Genomic DNA, 18,443 nt, shown 5'->3' on the forward strand with positions numbered 1-18,443 from the left:
CTTGCCGCTAGGGTCGCGGGCGAAAGGTGCGGCAGGCGATGGAGAATGCAGAGGTCAAGGGGATCGGCGTCACGGCGGATGACGTGGCAGCGCGGGCGGGTGTGTCGCGCTGGACGGTGACGCGCGCCTTCAAGAAAGAGGCGTCGATCTCGGCCAAGGCGCGGCGGAAGGTGATCGAGGCGGCGGAGGAGCTGGGCTATGTGCCGGACCTGATGGCCTCCAGCCTCGCGTCGGACCGGTCAAACCTCGTGGCGCTGCTGGTCGATGATTTCGACAACCCGCACAAGCTGGTCATGCTGGAGCGCCTGACGCGCATCCTGCGGCAGGCGGGCTATGGCACGCTTCTGGTCAACATGCTGGGGGCGGAGGATGCGCCCGAGGCGCTTCTCGCCGCCAGCCAGCGCCGGGTGGATGCGGCGGTGGTGATCGGCACGCAGTTTGACGAACATATCCTGCGCAGCGCACTGGGGGCGCGGCGGGTCAAGAAGCTGATCGTCTTCGCCCGTGCCAGCCGGTTTGAAAACACCGTGTCGATCTGCTGCGACGACATCGGCGCGATGCAGGAGATTGCCGAACACGTCATGGAACGCGGCTACCGCCGCCCGCTGTTCCTGGCCGGGCCCGACACCGAATCCACCCGCCTGATGCGCAAGGACACCTTTCTGCGCCACTGGCAGGACCGGATCGGCGGGGCCGAGCCGCTGGTCGTCCATGTCCCGCATTACAATTCGACCGAGGCCCATGCCGGCCTGTTGCAGACCCTGCGCGCCCTGGGGGAGGACAAGCGCCCCGATGTGATCGTCTGCGAAAACGACATCCTTGCCATGGGGGCGATGGATGCGATCCGCCACGGCCTCGGCCTGCGGGTGCCGCAGGACATCGGGGTGACCGGGTTCGACGACATCCCGCTTGCCGCGGCGCCGGCCTATGATCTGACGACCTTCCACCAGCCGATGACCGCGATGGCCGAGGCCCTGGTCGAGGTTCTGGAAGCCGGCGGCGAAAAATCCGCTGATGTCTTTCTGCCCGGGCATTTCGTGGCCCGCGGTTCGACCCGGGCCTGAGGCGGGCCTTAGGGCGGGCCCCTCACCCGCCGGCTTGCCCCGCCCGCACCTCTGCCGCGATCCGCAGGCCTTCGCGCAGCACCAGATCCAGATCCGCCCGCGTGGTGCGGTGGTTGCAGATCGCCATGCGCAGGCAATGGCGGCCCTTGACCGTGGTGTCGGAGAGGGCGGCAAGCCCCTCCTCCTGCAGGCGCAGCATGACTTCGACGTTCAGCGCGCGAAGGCCAGCCTCGTCCAGCCCGCCCGGGTCATGGCGGAAACAGACGATGTTCAACCCGGGCGGCGCCATCAGGGTCATGCCCGGCTCGGCCCGGACCTTTTGGGCAAAATACTGCGCCTGTGCGATGTTCTGGTCGATCAGGCGGCCGAACTTGGCCACGCCATGTTCCCTGAGCAGCATCCACATCTTCAGGGCGCGGAAACCGCGGCTGGTCTGCAGGCCGAAGTTGTAAAGATATTCCCCCGCCGCGATGCCGCGCGGCTTTTCCTCAAGATATTCGGGATGCAGGGCAAAGCTGCCAAAGTGCTGCGCCCGGTCGCGCAGCAGGGCAAACCCGGCCTCGAACGGGGCGTGCAGCCATTTGTGCAGATCAAGCGCCAGCGAGTCGGCATCTTCCAGCCCCTCCACCAGCGCATGGTGGTCCGGCGCGAGTTTGACCAGCGCGCCGATGCAGCCATCGACATGGAACCACAACCCCTCGCGCCGGCAGAGATCGCGGATGGCCTTCAGATCGTCGATGGCGCCGGTGTTGGTGGTGCCGGCGGTGGCGATGACGCAGGCCGGTTTCAGACCGGCGGCGCGGTCGCGGGCGATGGCCTCTGCCAGCGCGGCAAGGTCGATCCGGCAGGCCTCATCGGTCGGCACCCGCACCAGCGCCTTGTTGCCCAGACCCAGCAGCTCCACCGCCTTCTGGTGGCAGGAATGCACCTGATCGGAGGTGTAGAACCGCAAGGGCTGCGGGATGGCCGCCACGCCTTCCTCGCGCACATCCACGCCCGCCATCACGTTGCGCGCCACGGTCAGCCCGATGATATTGGCCTTCGACCCGCCATCGACCAATGTCCCCGAGGCGCCGGGGGGAAAGCCCATCAGGTCGCGCAGCCAACCTGTCACCTGCCCGTCCATCAGGGCGGCGGCCGTGTTGCCGCCGCCAAGGTTCGACCCGTCGATGGCCGCCAGAAACTCGCCCAAGGCGCCGGTGAATGTGCCGGCCCCCATGTACCACATGAAGAAACGCGGATGCACATTGCCCATCGGATAGGGCATGAGGTTGGCGCGCAGATCGCCCCAGATCTCGGCCAAGGGCGACGGCGCCTGCGGCAGCGGCGCCTTGAAGCCCTGCCGCACCTGCGCGGGCATGTCCTGCCAGAGCGGCCTGTCCCGCAGACCGCGCAGATGGAGGCAAGCCGCCTCCACCATCTCATGCGCCACTGTCAGGGTGTCGCCCCAGTCCGTGGGATCGAGGCTTTCCTGCGGTTCGTTCCAATCCGGGTGCGTCATTTGATCCAGCCCTTTGAAATGGAGGTCACTTGCGCCTGTCAGCCTTCGGGTCAGCCCATCTGATATCCGGGGGTCGACTGCGACAGCGCCAGTTCCTCGGCATCCATGTCTTCGGGAATGTCGGCGAAGAGCGGGGTGGAAAGGTAGCGCTCCCCGGTGTCGGGCAACATGACGAGGATCACCGTGCCCGGCGCCGCCTTCTCGGCTATGCCCATCGCGACGGCAAAGGTCGCGCCGCCGGAAATGCCGGTCAGAATGCCCTCGCGCTGCGCCAGTTTTTTGGCCCAGGCGACGCCATCCGCCCCGGCCACCGGGATGAGCTCGTCATAGCCCTGGTGGTCGATGGCCTCCTGCAGCACGTTCGGGATGAAATCCGGCGTCCAACCCTGAATCGGATGCGGCTGGAAATGCGGATGGCTGGAGGCCGGCGCGCCACCTGCCCCGCGCGGCTGTGCCACGCCGCTTCCGACGATCTGCGCATTGGCGGGTTCGGCGAGGATGATCCGGGTCTCCGGCCGCTCCTTGCGCAGGACGCGCGAAAGCCCGGTCACCGTGCCGCCGGTACCATAGCCCGAGACCACATAATCCAGCCGGTCGCCATGAAAATCGCCGATGATCTCGCGCGCGGTGGTCGCCTCGTGGATATCGGCATTGGCCGGGGTTTCGAACTGCCGGGCGAGGAACCAGCCGTGCTTTTCGGCCAGTTCCACCGCCTTCATGTACATGCCCGTGCCCTTCTGCGCCCGCGGCGTCAGGATGACCTTGGCACCCAGCATCCGCATCAGCCGCCGCCGCTCGACCGAGAAACTGTCGGCCATCGTCAGGACCAGCGGATAGCCCTTCTGCGCGCAGACCATCGCAAGGCCGATGCCGGTGTTGCCGCTGGTCGCCTCGACCACGGTCTGCCCCGGCTTCAGCGTGCCCGCACGCTCCGCCGCTTCGATGATGTTGAGCGCGAGCCGGTCCTTGACCGAGGCCGCCGGATTGAAGAACTCGGCCTTGACGTAAAGCCGCACCCCCTCCGGCGCGAGGTTGTTGACCCGGATCACCGGCGTATCCCCGACGGTGTCCAGAATGCTGTCGTAAAGCCTTCCGCGGCCCTGCGTCGTGCGAATCCTTTGCGCGTCCATAGTGTGACCCCCTGATCGGTGTTCCTGAAGCCTGGGCTTCAGTTTTCCATTGCGGACAGATTACGCCTCTCGTCGAAGAGGCGCTTGAACGAGTTCTGAAGATTTCGTGAAGAAAACCGGAAATCTGCGTTAATCTTGGCCATGGCATGGACTTTTGGCAACTTCCGGCTTGATGCGGAACGGTTCGAACTCAGCCACAACGGCACGGCGGTGCCGCTGGAGCCGCAGGTCCTTGGCCTTCTGGTCCACCTCATCCGCAACCGCCACCGCATGGTGACCAAGGACGAGATCGCCGCAGATGTCTGGCAGGGGCGCTGCGTGTCGGATTCGAGCATTTCCAGCCGGGTCCGCTCGGCCCGCAAGGCGGTGGGCGATGACGGCGCGGCGCAGCGGGTGATCCGCACCGTCCACGGGCTCGGCTTCCGGTTCGTGGCCGATGTGGCGGAGGCCGCGCCTGCGAAAGCCGCCGATCACGCCGGTGCGGTGGCAAATCCGCCGACCTCGCGCCCCTCGATCGCCATTCTGCCGTTCCGCCCCCTCGCCATGACACCCGAGCTTGCGATCCTCGCCGATGCGATCCCGCATGAGATCATCCAGGCGCTGTCCCGGCTGCGCTGGCTTGCCGTCATCGCGCGCGGATCGTCGTTCCAGTTCCGGCACGGCGATACCGACCTTGACCGGGTGGCGACGACCCTCGGCGCCCGCTATGTTCTGTCAGGCATCATCGAGACCCGAGGCAACGCCCTTTCCGTCACCCTGGAACTGGCCGACAGCAGCAGCCGCGAGGCGATCTGGGGCGACCGGCTTTCGGCCACCCTGGATGGCATCGACGATCTGCGCGCCCGGATCGTGACCCATCTGGTCGCAGCCCTCGAGATCTATGTGCCCCTCAACGAGGCGCGCAGCATCAGGCCGGGCGGGGCCGAGATGCTGGATGCTTGGGCCAATTACCACCTCGGGCTGCACCATCTCTACCGCTTCACCGCGAGTGACACGGAACGGGCGGCCCGGCATTTCGAAAGGGCCATTGCCCTCGACCCGCGCTTTGCCCGGGCCCATGCCGGCCTGTCCTTCACCAGCTTTCTGGAGGCCTTTCTGCACATCGGCAGCGATGTCGCCGCCTCGACCCTTGCGGCGCGCCGCCATGCCGAGCGCGGCCTCGCTCTCGACCCGCTGGACCCTTTCGCGAATTTCACCATGGGCCGGTCCTATTGGCTGACCAACGAGCCCGAGACCGCGCTCGACTGGCTGGGCCGTGCCACCAGCCTCAACCCCAATTACGCGCAAGGTTTCTATGCCTCGGCCTTCACCTCGATGCTGATCGGCCATGCGCCGGCCACCGAAGCCGGGCTGGACACCGCGCTGCTGCTCAGCCCGATCGACCCGCTGCTTTACGGCTTTCACGGGGTTCGCGCCCAGATGCTGATGCAGAAGGGCGCTTATGAGGAGGCGGCGCGCTGGGGCGATCGGGCGGCGGCGACACCCGGGGCGCATTACCTGATCGCGATGATCGCCCTGGCCGCCAATGGTCTGGCCGCCCGTCACGACCAGGCCGCGCGCTGGGGTCAGGAGGTGCGGCGTCGCAAATCGGACGCCACCGCCGCGCATTACTTCGCCGCCTTCCCGATCCGCGATGAGGCCTGTCATGCGCGCATCGCAGCCGAGCTGAACCGGCAGGGCTTCTAACCCCTGCCCCGTCGGATCAAAGCTTCCAGCGCCCGGCGATCAACCGGGTGAGTTGGCCGAACCCGGCCAGCCCCTTCGCCACCTCGGCGCGGACCGTGGTCCTGTTTTCCAGCCTGCGGCGGTTGCGCTGCACCATCAGCGCCTCGGGGGCATGCGACAGGATCACGCTTTCCAGCGCGGCCAGATTCCAGTCCGGTCCGGCGATGCACAAGGGCACCACGCAGGGCTCTGCCAGATCGCCGGCGCAGGCGTCGATGACCTCTGCCAGCCGGGACATGGCATCAGCCGGCAGAAGGTGTTCGGCAAAGGGCCAGCCCTGCAGCAAGAGATCGACCCCGGTCAGGGCGACGATCACCGGCGGACGCCGGCGCAAGCCCTGGTCGCAGGCCTGCCGCAGGCGCGAGAGCAACGCCACATCGGGCGCCCGGGCCGGGCGGTTGGCGCGCAGGGCCCAGATGGCCATATCGGCCTGCAACAGCTCTGCCAGCAGGTGGTCCTCGACCGCCTTGCTGCCGTCGATGCCCGCGCTGTCGACAAAGGTGAACTCCGCAGCCCCCAGCCCCAAAGGATGCGCGGTCAGGGTCAGGTTCCACAGGCGCAAGCCCGCGATCACGACCGTGGTGATAACGACAAGGAGCAGCAGCAGGCCATGCGCGCCCCGCCGGAACGAGCCGAGCACGATCAGCACGGCCAGGGGTGCCAGATGCAGAACAACGTGGAACGCCAGCCGCCTGGTGGAGAGGCCAGTATTGCCATCCTCCCCCACATGCCGCTGCACCTTGAACCGCCTGGGGGCGCTCAAAACCTTCGAGATGCCATCAAAACCTACTGGCTTCTCCGCTCAAATGCTCACCGTCGCAGGCTCGGCTCCCAGATCGCGGATCCGCGCGGCCCAATCCCGCGGAAGAAACAATCCGTTTCCGCGGAAACCGCTTTTATCAGCCTCTTGCCGCGCGCATCTCGACAGAATTGCCCATCCCCATTTGGATCTGCTCTTTGCCAATTGCCTGTTGAGTTCCACCCAGAAGTGACCCATTTGGGGTCGGCATTTCCATTGAGAATTGACCCATGTGACCCTTTCCCCACGGCGGCGCGCCGCGGGGGGCACTGGAGTGATCACCATGGAAGTTTTGAACCTGATCAGACGTCTGCGGCTTCGCGAGAAGCTGTCGCTGCATGAGATCGCGCGGCGGACGTTTTTGTCGCGCAATACCGTGAAGAAGTATCTAAAGGCTGAGACCGTCGAGCCGAAGTTCGATGGATCAGGCCGCGCGAGCAAGCTTGACCCTTTTGCGGAGAAGCTGGCGGCTTGGCTGAAGTCGGAGGCGGCGAAGTCTCGCAAGCAACGACGAACCTTGAAGCAGATGCATTCAGAGCTGACGGCGCTCGGCTTCACAGGGTCTTACAATCGGGTGGCGGCATTCGCCCGGGAATGGCGGGCCGACCGGCAACGTGAACAGCAAACCACGGGGCGCGGCACTTTTGTTCCCCTGGCTTTCCGTCCCGGTGAGGCGTTCCAGTTCGACTGGAGCGAAGACTATGCCATCCTCGGCGGTGAGCGGACCAAGTTGCAGGTCGCGCATATGAAGTTGGCGCACAGCCGGGCTTTCCTGGTTCGGGCCTATCTGCTTCAAACCCATGAGATGCTGTATGACGCCCACTGGCATGGGTTCCGGGTTCTCGGCGGAGTGCCGGGGCGGGGGATCTACGACAACATGAAGACGGCCGTGGATCGGGTTGGCCGGGGCAAGGACCGGCAGGTCAATGCCCGGTTCCTGGCGATGACGAACCACTATGTCTTTGAACCCCAGTTCTGCAATCCGGCATCAGGCTGGGAGAAGGGCCAGGTCGAGAAGAACATCCAGGACGCCAGGCCACGCCTTTGGTTGCCGACGCCGAGCTTTCCGGATCTTGGTGCCTTGAACGCTTGGCTGGAACAACGCTGCCTCGAACTCTGGCGCGAGATCCCGCATGGCGTTCTGCCCGGAACGATCGCCGAAGTCTGGGCCGAAGAGCAGGCGGCCCTGATGGCACTGCCAGTGGCCTTCGACGGCTTCGTCGAGAAGAGCAAGCGCGTGTCGCCAACTTGCCTGATCTCATTCGATCGCAATCGCTACAGCGTTCCGGCCTCCTTCGCCAATCGTCCGGTCAGTCTGCACGTATACCCGGAACGGTTGGTGGTCGTGGCGGAGGGGCAGATCCTCTGCGAGCATGACCGGGTCATCGAGCGCTCGCACAATCAGCCGCCCCGCACGATCTACGACTGGCATCACTATCTGGCGGTCGTTCAGCGCAAGCCCGGCGCTCTGAGGAATGGCGCACCCTTTGCAGAATTGCCGAAGGCATTTAGACAGTTGCAGGATCATCTGTTGCGCAAACCGGGCGGCGATCGTGAGATGGTCGATATCCTGGCCCTCGTCCTGCATCACGACGAACAGGCGGTTCTGGCTGCGGTCGAGATGGCCCTCGAAGCTGGCGTGCCGACCAAGACCCATGTGCTGAACCTGCTGCACCGGCTGATCGACGGCAAGACCATTGATGGCCCCCCGCTGGACACGCCACAGGCCCTGATCCTGAAGCATGAGCCGAAGGCCAATGTCGCCCGATACGACGGACTGCGCGCCCAACTTGCGGGGGATCGCCATGCGTCATGATCCTGCCGCCGGGGCTGTGGTCATCATGCTGCGGAGCCTGAAGATGTATGGCATGGCACAGGCCGTCACCGACCTGGCCGAACAAGGTGCCCCGGCTTTTGAAGCCGCTGTGCCGATGCTCTCCCAGCTCCTGAAGGCCGAGATGGCGGAGCGAGAAGTGCGTTCCATCGCCTACCATATGAAGGCCGCTCGCTTTCCGGCTTACAAGGACCTCGCGGGCTTCGACTTCGCCGCCAGCGAGATCAACGAGGCTACCCTGCGGCAGCTCCATAAATGCGAGTTCATGGAAGGCGCCCAGAACGTCGTCCTGATCGGCGGGCCCGGCACAGGCAAGACCCATGCCGCCACGGCCCTCGGGGTTCAGGCGATCGAACACCATCGGCGAAAGGTCCGCTTCTTCTCGACCATAGAGCTGGTCAATGCCCTCGAACAGGAGAAGACCAAGGGCAAGGCCGGGCAGATCGCCGAAAGCCTGACGAAGCTGGACTTGGTCATCTTGGATGAACTCGGCTACCTGCCGTTCAGCGCCTCGGGTGGCGCGCTCCTCTTCCATCTGCTGAGCAAGCTCTACGAGCGCACCAGCGTCATCATCACCACCAACCTCAGCTTCAGCGAATGGGCCACCGTCTTTGGCGATGCCAAGATGACCACCGCGCTCCTCGATCGCCTGACCCACCGCTGCCACATCCTGGAGACCGGCAATGACAGCTTCCGCTTCAAGGCAAGCTCAGCCGTGGCTACCCGCAAAAGGAAGGAGGCGACCCAGTCCTTGACCCAAGCCTAAACCCCAGAACATAACCCTCAGGTGGGTCAGTTCTCGATGGAAAACCCGGGTCAGTTCTGCGTGGAAATTCACAAATTGCCCTTGAAACGCATTACCACCTCGATGACCTCGCCTCTGCCCGGCAAACGGGTTCAAGGCTGCATGACATCCTCTTGCGGCTGGAGGGCGGTAAAGCGCTTTCCCCCCGGCAACTGGACTATCTGACAGCACAGAGCCTTCTGGCCCTGCTGGACCATGCCTGGGGCCTCACCTCGCCCGAAGACTTTCGCATCGCGTCGCTGCGCGAAAAGGAAGAACGGCGGATGCACAGGGCGCAGCAGGAGATTGAAAGGAAAGAGGCCGAGATCCGAAAGGCCGATTGGCTGGCGGAATCCCAAAGGAAAATGACCGAAATCTTCGCCGCACGGGAGCGCAAACGCGCCCGTCGGCGCCATCTGGACGACTTTGGATTATTCCGCATCGCTCCTGAAGCCTTTGCGCGTGTTGACCGGATCGCCCGCAAGGTGAGGGCGAGTCAGCCAATCGACGAGCCCGATCTGGAATGGCTCGCGGAGGACGGGAAGGAATATGCCACTGACGCACTCATGGCCGCACATCACAGGGCCTTGGCGCTCGCCCTGGCGCAGAAATGGCGCGAGGGCGGCGATCCCTGGGATGCGGTCAATGCCTGCGCCTCCTGGCGCAAAGCAGGCGAGCCGGACGAGGGGCGCAAGATCGCCGGTCAGGCTCTGGGCAAGACCAGCGGCCGCCGCCCCCGTTCGGCCCTTTGCACGACGCGTGGCGGTGCGCTGCGTGACCTCCGCCGCCCGGACGAGGGCAAGAGAATGGGGCTGGAAGCCCACGGCCTGTCGCCTGGCGATTACCGGCCCTGCACGCTGCTCGGCGCTTGTCATATCGACCTGTCCGACTATGCCCAAGCGGACGAATGGTTTCTCAAGGCCGAAGAAAGAGGTGCCGGCCGCGAGGCGATCGACGCAGAGATTCGGGCCATTCTGGCCGCAGCCGCCCCTGAACGGCGCAAGGAGATTGTGACCGCGCTCAGGGCCCGCGCCCCGGAACGCTACGCCAGGCTTCGCTGACAGTCTGCCCCCCCGACCGGATGGTGCAACCTTTTCCGGTTCGGTGCGGGACAGCGCCCTTCCCGGTCCCCTCCGCGAAGGGACGGTCGAGCGGCGCGGCCACCCGACCAGACCCGCGAATGTGCGTGAGCGGATGCAACCCAAAGGACTATCCAGCGCGTCTGAAAGGCTCTAGTCCTTGGGAAAGGGCCGTCTTGCAGGATTTCATGGTGCGCGCTGTTTCGAATGCTTTTGTTGCGGCGGTTTTCACGGCTCTCTCGCTTTTCCTCTGGCGGATCGCCTATGCCTCCACCGATTGGGCGGTTCTGGCTCTGGGTCCCTTGGCGCTGGCAATCTGGATCGGAGGCTGGCCTCTGTTTCTCGATACATGGCGGGCGCGTTTCTTCCTGGCGCTGCGGCAGGATTCAGTCATCGGCAGGATCCTCACCGGGCGGATCAGGGCGGCGTTTCTGAACACCGGTTTCACGATGGCGGCAATCACCCTGCTTGCCTGGCAAGCGCTGAATGCGTCGGGGTTGGAGGGTGGCATCATGTTGTCGGCCTTCGTGATCTCGGGCGGTCTTTTCGCCTTGGGCCAAAACCTGGTTGCCCGCCATTTCCATCAGCCCTTTGCCCGCAGTCTCGCGACATCGCTGGTGTCCTGGCTGGTGGCGGTGCCCTTCACTTTCGTTCTGGCCTATGCGTTCTGGGCCTGGAAGGCGATGCCGGGGGCCATGCTTGGCGCCGATCTGTCGGGCGCCGTGCATATCGGCCTTCAGGAACTTCCCCCGCGTGGGGGCTGGATCACCGAGATCCTCGCCGTGCCCTATGTCTATGAAGCCACCAAACTTTGGGTTGCGGTGAAACTGGCGGCCTATCCTTTCATCGGCGTCCTGCTGAGTCTGGATGCCGCCCTGTTCAGCTTCGCCTTGTGCCGCACCGCCATCGTGGTCACCCAATTCGTCGAGACGCATGTCATGAGGGCGCCTGAATGATCGAAGAACCGGGAAAGGCACCCCCAGAACCGGAAAAGGCACCTTCAGAACCGGCAAAGGCACCCCCTGCGTCAAGGCCTCGCCTCGCGGTTTGGTTTTGGGGCACCATCCTGGTGATGGCGGGAATTGTCATCATCCTGTTGGGGACGGCCGCCTTGCGCCAGGAACCGGCGAGCCCGGAACAGGTTCGCGCCACGACGCCGATCGAGATGACTGCCGCGCATCTGGAAAGCCTGTTGACCACCGCCAACCGCACGGCGGTTCAGAAGGTGGTCGCCGAGATCGGCCCCCTGGTCGACGCGGCCTATCAGCCCGCTTACGATGCGATCCCGGCCTATGCGAGTTTTCATTATTCGGTCTGGGGAGAGTATACAGAACTGACCATTGCAGCCATCGGAGTGGTCTCGAGCAAATTGGACTCGATGGTCCTTGCGGGACTTGGCGAGCGGCTCGACCGCGTCGGGATGACGATGAACGACCACTTCGCCTCGGCCTTCGAGGCTGAACTCGCCACGGTGAAGGCGGCGAACAAGGTCAGCCTTGGGACGCTCACCACGCTCACCATGGACAGCCTCTACGCCCGCATGAAGGTCACCCTTCCGGTCGGCGCAGCCACATCGGTGGGCGTAGCTCTGGTCGGAAAGAATGTGGCGAAAATCATCGCCTACAAGATAGCCCAGAAGCTGGCCTTGAAGGTCCTGGCCAAGACGAGCACCAAATGGACCACCTCGCTTACCGCAGGAGGTTCCGGTGCCGCGCTGTGTTCGTGGTCTGGACCGGGCGCCGCGGTTTGCGGTATCGTGGGCGGCATCACAGCCTGGATCGTCACCGATTATACGATCGTGAAGCTGGACGAATACTGGACGCGCGATGAGTTCGAAGCCGACTTGCGCCTGATGCTCGATGAACAAAAGGCTGCGCAGAAAGAGGCGCTAAAACAGGCGCTTCTGGTCAAGGCGACCGCGCTTCAACACGACACGGCCGCAGCCGTGCAGGTTCACGCATTCAAACTGCGCGAGCTTTACGGCCAGGGCAACGCCGAAACATGCAGGATTGCCGCGGATCTCCTCGCCAGATACGCACCGCTGCGCCAGGATCTGCGGGCCCGCACGCCTGAATCCCTGCAATCGCTTCGCGCGACCATGGCGCCGCATCTGACGGACCTCGTCCTCGGCCCGCTGGTGCGCGAAATCTCGACCAATCTGCAGGCCGGAACAGATGCAACGGTCGCCGCAGTCCACGTAGAGGGCGATCTTCCGGTCGCTTACCGGGCGGACGCGGATGTTTCGGGGATCTTGCTTCTGGACGGGCACTCCATCCGCATTTTCAAGGTTCCGGCAAAGAACGGTTTCACCATCGATGTCGCAAGTGGACAGGCGATCAAGCTGGATCGGCCCCTGACCCTGGCCTTGTCGCTGGAACAGCATCTCCTGTGGGAGAGAAATCCGTATTTCGGCACTCTGGTCAAGGACGCCAGCATCAGGATGGAAGGCAAAGCCCCGGGTCTGAGGCAATTCACCACATTCACCTCACCTCTCGCGCGCGACCCTGACGCGAGCAGCGTGCAACAGGTGAACATCATCCCGGATGCGGGAGAAGCCGTGCGCTTTACCCTCGACCTGCGCGCCGCGCCCCTGCCCGATTTGCACGACGGCCCCGCCTGCCCCTGACACACCGCGCACGGCGGTGCGGGCTTCCGGCGCAGGCTGCATCTGGCAAAAGCACCGGAGTTGCGATCACCGAGCCCCTCAGGCTCTGCGCATGGGCCCGGGTCTTCGGCCAGGCCAGTTCACCCGCCATTTCGGCCCCCAAGACAATGAAGCCGACACCCGCCCTTGACCACAGCCTGACCCGAAACCGAGAAACAGAGAAGGCCAGGTTCAGGCTTGCCAAAGGCCCCTTCCCGGAGTCACTCTTGCCCCCAACAGTCGCTCGTCCAGTGGATGCCGGAACGGCGCCTGGTCACAGCGCCGGTTTCAAGACTTGCGGCGCGGAGGAAAGCGAAGATGACCTTGCGGGTGGTTGGCGCTGGACTGGGACGGACAGGAACAACCTCCCTGAAGGCGGGGCTGGAACTTCTCCTTGGCGCTCCCTGTTATCACATGGACGAGGTCTATGATCACCCCGAGCATGTCGAGGTCTGGCGATCGGCCCTTCGCGGCGACATCTCGGGTTTGAGTGGCATCATGGACGGCTATGCCGCCACCGTGGATTGGCCCGCCGGCGCCTTCTGGCGGGAGTTGAGCGCGCTGTTTCCCGATGCGCTGGTGGTCCTGACGGTGCGCGAATCCGCCGAGGCCTGGTGGAAAAGTGCCAATGCCACCATCCTCGAGAAGAACCGTCAGCCGGTGTCGCCGGGCGATCCCCTGGCGGTGTCGTCGGGGATGATCGCAGAGATGATGTCGCTGCGTTTCACACCGGACTGGAACGACCGGGACAGCGCGCTGGCGGCCTATGAACGCCATAACGCCTCCGTTCGCGACAGGGTCGCCCCGGGCCGCCTGCTGGAGTGGAAGCCTGACGATGGCTGGGCGCCTTTGTGTGCCGGCCTGGGGTTACCGGTTCCCGACACGCCCTTCCCCCACAAGAATTCGGCCAAGGAGTTTCGGGTAAACATGGGGCTCGAGTAGGACCCGCGCTCTGTCGAGGGTCAGGCCGCAGGGCTGTCATGGCGCGGGCTGGATATTCTGGTTCAACCGAAACAGGTTCTGCGGATCGACACGCGCCTTCAACCGGGAGAGACGTTCATACTTCGGGCGCCCATAGGCCTGCATCACCGTGTCGCGGCCGGTATCGCCCTGTTCGTTGACATAGTTTCCCGCCTGCGACACGGCGGCCAGTGCTGCCCCGTACCTGCGCCCCCATGCGAGGCAGCGGGCATCGTCTGCCGGGTCGTCCCAGATCGGTTGGGCCAGCCAGTAGAACCCGGCAGCGCGTCCGGAATAGGCGGTCGCATCTTCGGGCACGTCCGAAATCGCACCGCCAAGCTGGATCATGTAGATCTCGGCATCTGGCGTCGGCGCGGTTTCGGCGCATTCCGCAATGATTTGCGCTGTTCCGCCGTCAATCGTGCCGATGAACCCGCCCCGCCCATAGTAGCGCCGCCCCCAGCGCACCCCCTCGTCGCCGCGGCTTTGGTGATCCACGAAACGAGGATGCGCGATGCCGCCCTCACCCGGACCGGCCAAATGCCCGCAGGCGGAAACCAGCGCCTCGCCATCCTCGCCGGGCCCGCTGTGGAAAGCGGTCACGGACAGGCCCCCCGGTTTGGAACCGAAGGACAGGGTGACGGATCGAGGCGCCTTCGCCGCGACCGCTGCGAAGGCCAGAAGCGCCTCGGCCCGGCGTGCGGGGGCATAGCTCCAGGTGCCGACGGTGACCGGTCCAAGCGGGTGCATCCGGTATCGAAACCGGGTCACAACGCCGAAATTGCCACCCCCGCCCCTCAGGCCCCAGAAAAGCTCGGGGTCTGAATCCTGGTCGACCTCGACGATGCGGCCATCGGCGGTGACAAGCTCGACCCCGATCAGATTGTCGACCGTCATCCCGAAACGCCGGCTGGTCCACCCCATCCCCCCGCCCAGGGTCAGACCACCCGCGCCGGTGTGCGAGACGACACCTGCCGGCACGACAAGCCCATGCGGCGCACCCGCCCGGTCGAGATCGCCAAGGAGCGCACCGCCACCCACCTCGGCAATGCGCGATACGGGGTCGATCGTGATCTGGTTGAGCCTGCAAAGGTCGAGGACGATGCCGCCATCACAGGTGGAAAAACCCGGGAAGCTGTGCCCGCCGCCCCGGACGGACAAGGGCGCGCCGCCGGCGGCAGCCAGGCGAACGACCTGTGCGACCATCTCGCTCGAGTCGGGGCATACGATGACGGCTGGATGACGGCTGATCATCCCGTTCCAGACCAGACGGCGCGCGGCATAATCCGGAGACTCCGCCGCAATCACCGCGCCTGCCGGCAGAACGTCCGCAAGATGTTGAGCAAGGTCCAGCATTCCCATTGTCCTCTTCAGCCAAGGATGATGTTCAATTCGGTCGACCTTCAGGCGCTTGATCGTGCAAAGACGGGCGCCGCCCTGAAACCCGCGACATTCCCACTTATGCTTTGCCAACTGATCGGAAGATCATAGCAGGTCGCGCAGATCTTTTGTCGGCCAATTTGAAGCCTGTTAGGCAGCCGGGTGCGAGGCTTTTGCCGCGACCACCTCGCAGGGAAATCCGGCAGGGCCTTTCTTCGGCCGCGCATGGGGCCGATGTCCTGCTCGGGCTGCGGCACTGATAAATCCAGCGCCCTGCAATTGCGGAACTTGCGGCTCTTGCGGGGACCGGGCAGCGCAGCCAAGGCGAAAGGGATGCCAAAGCGCATTTTGATTCGCGCGGGTCGCAGTTGATTCTGCACCTCGACGGCGTAGTATTGGGGCAAGTGGAATTGATTGCCCTTGGATTGACGAAGGGGCTGCGCTTCAGACGTCCATCGCCTTGCCAATCGGCGAGGCGGCGCGCGGCGGTCAGACCTCTGGCAGGGACGGGCTTACCAGGCGGGTTGATCGCCTCGCATAGGCCCAGGCTTCGGAAACCCGGCGGTCACCCCTTCTCAGCGTTCGGGGGAAAATCCGCAAGGAGGATGCGCGCCGTGCGTGGAAAGGCTCCGGCAGATACGAAGATCGAAGCCGCGCTCGACTGGCTTCGCTTCACGCATCCCATCAGCACATCCTTCGGCGCGCAGGTGCGCCGCGCCGACCTGTCCGGCAAAAGCCTCGCCGCCTGGGTTCACCTCTTGCCCGCCACGATCCTGACCCTGATGCCCTTTGCCGAGGCGGGCGCAGCGCTTCGGGTTGGCGCCTGCAATCCTGACAGCACCGATCCTCGGGTTGTCGACTATCTCGACCGGCATGGCATCGAAGTCTTCGACGGTCGCCGACAGCCGCGCGACCTGTATGATGGCACGCTCCGCCGCTTCGCGGCAGGCCCCCTCGACGCGATCTGCGACATGGGCGGCGAGCTGATCGAGGCCGCCACGCTTGCCGGCACCCCGGTCGGCGGAGCGCTGGAGGCGACGACAACCGGCTTGCACCGGATCAGGCCGCTTTCCCTGACCTTCCCGGTGTTCGACTGGAACAGCATCCCCCTGAAGGATGCGCTGCACAATCGCTTTCACGTCGGCGAGGCAACCTGGCCGGCCTTCGACGCCATGACCGGCCTGTCGCTCTTTGGCCGCAAGGTCCTTGTCGTGGGTTTCGGGCCGGTCGGTCGCGGCGTCGCGGAAAGGGCGCGCGACCTCGGCGCGATTGTCACCGTGGCCGAACGCGATCCGGTCCGCCAGCTGGAGGCGCTGCACTTCGGGTGCCGCGTCGCCCCCCTCGCGGGCGCACTTGCCGCGGCAGAGGTGATCGTCACGGCGACGGGGCGGGACGGCGTCCTGGGCGAAACCGAGCTCGGGCTCTGCCGCGATGGCGCTGTGGTTTTCAACGTCGGCCACAGCAACCGCGAAATCGATGTCGACTGGCTTGACCGGCACGAGCGCCGGGGCATGAAGGATCACATCGACCGCTACAGCATCGGCGAGCGCACGCTCTACCTGCTCAACCGCGGCAGCCTGCTGAACATCGCGTTTACCGGTGGATTTGCCAGCTCCAACAGCTTCGATCCCTTCTCGGCCGTCATGATCCGTGGCTTGCACTGGCTTCTGATCGGCGGCGCAAAGGCTGTCACGCCTGGCCTTCACGATTATCCGCGCGCACTGGAACAAGAGGTCGCGACCGCGGTGCTCGCGGCCCGGACCCTGGGGGAGCATTAGACCATGTCAGACTATCCGAAACTGGGCGGGTGCCATTGCGGCCAGGTGCGCTATGCACTTCTGGCGGCCCCCTTGAGTGTGCAGCACTGCCATTGTTCGCAATGCCGAAAAGGCTTTGCCACTTTGTCGGCGCAAGGCGCTGTGATCCACCGGCAGGACATCGAAATCTCGGGCGAAGATCATCTGACGGCCTATCGCACCTCATCAAGCTTCGAATATCGGTTTTGCCGCCGCTGTGGCAGCCGCCTCTTCGCCTATGAAAGCAGCGAGCCTGACCTGATGTACTTCATGCCCGCCACACTGGATGGCGGCATCCATCCCGGTCATCCGGACGGTACGGAATGTCATATCCACGTCGGTTCCAAGGCCGTCTGGGACCTTCTTGGCGATGACCTGCCAAAGTTTGACGGCGCGTCGCCTGACGAGATCATGACAGATCTGATGCGCGCCTCAGGTAGCCAGACCTGAAGCTGAGCCGGGCGGACCATTTTTGACCAGACATGCCTGCCTCACCCTCACGAAGGCATCGGACACTTGACGCCTTTCGCACACCTCGGTGGAAGCGATCCTTCGACGGCAACCGGGCATCACCGATCCGGAAAGTTCGGTCGTTCCGCGCCGACGGTTGTGGATTGCGGTGCCCGACCGGCGGCCGCCAAACCCGCCCCGGCTAGATGGCCCACCGTACTTTGCGATAGATGCGAAAACTGGTATCCTGACGGAAGCTTCCGCTTGAAACGGGTGAGGCAAAGATGGGCGAGTTCAGTCACCGTCTGGCTGTCCAGGAGGATCTCGCCGCGCTGCGGCTGCTGATGGACTGCGCGATCACCGAGAACCAGAAACCGTTCCTGTCGCAAGCCCAGATCGATTCCAGCCGCGCCATCATGGGGTTGGACACCCAACTGATTGAAGACGGTACCTATTTTATCGTCGAACAGGATGGCCAGCTTGCAGGCTGCGGCGGCTGGAGCCGGCGCGCGACGCTTTACGGCAGCAGCCACACCCCGGGGCGCAATACCTCCCTGCTAGACCCATCGACCGACGCGGCCCGCGTGCGGGCCATGTACACCCATCCGCACCACACGCGTAAGGGCGTGGGGGCAATGATCCTGAACCTCAGCGAAAGCGCCGCAAGGGCCGAAGGGTTCGGCCGCATGGAGCTCATGGCGACCTTGTCAGGCCTCCCCCTCTACCTGGCTTGCGGTTACCACCCCGTTGAAGAGATCAGCGACAACCGCGGCGGAGCCGCAGTGCCCCTGGCCCGGATGCGAAAATTCCTTTAGCGAATCCTAGTTCGGGCAGACCGAAATGAGCCGGTGCCAGCACGCGTGCTCAATTCATAGCCAGAACATTTCTGTGGGGGCGAGGGCGGAGCGGAAGAATTTGGTTACATTGCGCGGGAATACTGTCCCAAACTTCATAAGCTTAGATCAGGAACGATCCTGTTACTAGAAGCGGAGCCGGGTGCCACAAATGCAAAAGCCCGCAGCGGAGCTACGGGCATTAGGCAAGTAACTGGTTGCGGGGGCAGGATTTGAACCTGCGGCCTTCAGGTTATGAGCCTGACGAGCTACCGGGCTGCTCCACCCCGCGCTGGTTGGGCTTGGATCGTTATAGAGATATCGCTTCTTTCTAGGTTTGGCGGTGACCTACTCTCCCACGTCTTAAGACGGAGTACCATTGGCGCGACGGCACTTAACGGCCGAGTTCGGGATGGGATCGGGTGTTTTGCTCGTGCTATGACCACCAAACCGAGGAAGAAGCG

General features: G+C 64.4%; 15 protein-coding genes, 1 tRNA gene and 1 rRNA gene. 11 read left to right on the forward strand and 6 right to left on the reverse strand.

The genetic code is table 11. The annotated features are described in order from the left end of the window. The first annotated feature begins 38 nt into the window (after nt 1-38). A complete protein-coding gene (locus AC1DZT_RS23565; RefSeq protein ID WP_478009099.1) occupies nt 39-1,064 on the forward strand; it encodes a LacI family DNA-binding transcriptional regulator in 1,026 nt (341 codons plus the stop codon). 22 nt (nt 1,065-1,086) lie between these two features. Here the strand turns inward: AC1DZT_RS23565 and AC1DZT_RS23570 are convergent, their stop codons facing one another. Together AC1DZT_RS23570 and AC1DZT_RS23575 are read right to left on the reverse strand one after the other, a co-directional pair. Then, the gene (locus AC1DZT_RS23570) at nt 1,087-2,565 is read right to left on the reverse strand and encodes a pyridoxal phosphate-dependent decarboxylase family protein (RefSeq protein WP_478009100.1); all 1,479 of its coding nucleotides are present in this window, start codon (nt 2,563-2,565) and stop codon (nt 1,087-1,089) included. A 50-nt stretch (nt 2,566-2,615) separates the two neighbouring features. Then, entirely contained in the window at nt 2,616-3,695 is a 1,080-nt protein-coding gene (locus AC1DZT_RS23575) for a PLP-dependent cysteine synthase family protein (protein ID WP_478009101.1), read from the reverse strand. Nucleotides 3,696-3,836: 141 nt separating this feature from the next. Here AC1DZT_RS23575 and AC1DZT_RS23580 point away from each other — a divergent pair, with 141 nt between their 5' ends. After that, nucleotides 3,837-5,381 (forward strand): winged helix-turn-helix domain-containing tetratricopeptide repeat protein, encoded by a 1,545-nt coding sequence (locus AC1DZT_RS23580; RefSeq protein WP_478009102.1) that lies wholly within the window; start codon nt 3,837-3,839, stop codon nt 5,379-5,381. Nucleotides 5,382-5,397: 16 nt separating this feature from the next. Here the strand turns inward: AC1DZT_RS23580 and AC1DZT_RS23585 are convergent, their stop codons facing one another. After that, nucleotides 5,398-6,159, reverse strand: coding sequence for a P-loop NTPase family protein (locus AC1DZT_RS23585; protein ID WP_478009103.1), 762 nt, complete (start codon nt 6,157-6,159; stop codon nt 5,398-5,400). Between the two features lie 343 nt (nt 6,160-6,502). Here AC1DZT_RS23585 and istA point away from each other — a divergent pair, with 343 nt between their 5' ends. The 6 genes from istA (at nt 6,503) to AC1DZT_RS23615 (ending at nt 13,502) form a co-directional block, all read left to right on the forward strand. Beyond that, nucleotides 6,503-8,035 carry an IS21 family transposase gene (gene istA, locus AC1DZT_RS23590; protein WP_478009104.1) on the forward strand — a complete coding sequence of 511 codons (1,533 nt, stop codon included), beginning with the start codon at nt 6,503-6,505 and terminating at the stop codon, nt 8,033-8,035. After that, nucleotides 8,025-8,819 (forward strand): IS21-like element helper ATPase IstB, encoded by a 795-nt coding sequence (istB, locus tag AC1DZT_RS23595; protein ID WP_478009105.1) that lies wholly within the window; start codon nt 8,025-8,027, stop codon nt 8,817-8,819. Before istA ends, istB begins: the two co-directional genes overlap by 11 nt. Nucleotides 8,820-8,971: 152 nt before the next feature. Further along, nucleotides 8,972-9,898 (forward strand): hypothetical protein, encoded by a 927-nt coding sequence (locus AC1DZT_RS23600; RefSeq protein WP_478009106.1) that lies wholly within the window; start codon nt 8,972-8,974, stop codon nt 9,896-9,898. A 209-nt stretch (nt 9,899-10,107) separates the two neighbouring features. After that, the gene (locus tag AC1DZT_RS23605; protein WP_478009107.1) at nt 10,108-10,872 is read left to right on the forward strand and encodes a hypothetical protein; all 765 of its coding nucleotides are present in this window, start codon (nt 10,108-10,110) and stop codon (nt 10,870-10,872) included. Beyond that, the gene (locus AC1DZT_RS23610; RefSeq protein WP_478009108.1) at nt 10,869-12,542 is read left to right on the forward strand and encodes a hypothetical protein; all 1,674 of its coding nucleotides are present in this window, start codon (nt 10,869-10,871) and stop codon (nt 12,540-12,542) included. Before AC1DZT_RS23605 ends, AC1DZT_RS23610 begins: the two co-directional genes overlap by 4 nt. Nucleotides 12,543-12,878: 336 nt before the next feature. Beyond that, complete coding sequence (locus AC1DZT_RS23615) at nt 12,879-13,502, forward strand: sulfotransferase family protein (RefSeq protein ID WP_478009109.1); 624 nt, start codon at nt 12,879-12,881, stop codon at nt 13,500-13,502. Between the two features lie 36 nt (nt 13,503-13,538). Here AC1DZT_RS23615 and AC1DZT_RS23620 read toward each other — a convergent pair whose 3' ends face one another. Then, a complete protein-coding gene (locus AC1DZT_RS23620; RefSeq protein ID WP_478009110.1) occupies nt 13,539-14,876 on the reverse strand; it encodes an FAD-binding oxidoreductase in 1,338 nt (445 codons plus the stop codon). A gap of 638 nt (nt 14,877-15,514) precedes the next feature. On the opposite strand from AC1DZT_RS23620, the gene AC1DZT_RS23625 reads away from it, so the two are divergent. The 3 genes from AC1DZT_RS23625 to AC1DZT_RS23635 all read left to right on the forward strand — a co-directional run bounded on the left by AC1DZT_RS23625 (nt 15,515) and on the right by AC1DZT_RS23635 (nt 17,961). Beyond that, the gene (locus AC1DZT_RS23625; protein WP_478009111.1) at nt 15,515-16,678 is read left to right on the forward strand and encodes an NAD(P)-dependent oxidoreductase; all 1,164 of its coding nucleotides are present in this window, start codon (nt 15,515-15,517) and stop codon (nt 16,676-16,678) included. 3 nt (nt 16,679-16,681) lie between these two features. Further along, nucleotides 16,682-17,146 carry a GFA family protein gene (locus AC1DZT_RS23630; RefSeq protein WP_478009112.1) on the forward strand — a complete coding sequence of 155 codons (465 nt, stop codon included), beginning with the start codon at nt 16,682-16,684 and terminating at the stop codon, nt 17,144-17,146. A 284-nt stretch (nt 17,147-17,430) separates the two neighbouring features. Continuing rightward, nucleotides 17,431-17,961, forward strand: coding sequence for a GNAT family N-acetyltransferase (locus tag AC1DZT_RS23635; protein WP_478009113.1), 531 nt, complete (start codon nt 17,431-17,433; stop codon nt 17,959-17,961). Nucleotides 17,962-18,194: 233 nt separating this feature from the next. Here AC1DZT_RS23635 and AC1DZT_RS23640 read toward each other — a convergent pair. Further along, a tRNA-Met gene (locus AC1DZT_RS23640) sits at nt 18,195-18,271 on the reverse strand. A 43-nt stretch (nt 18,272-18,314) separates the two neighbouring features. Next, nucleotides 18,315-18,429 (reverse strand): 5S ribosomal RNA (gene rrf / locus AC1DZT_RS23645). Nucleotides 18,430-18,443: the final 14 nt, after the last annotated feature.

Source organism: Rhodobacter sp. P1_C2, from assembly GCF_056406375.1.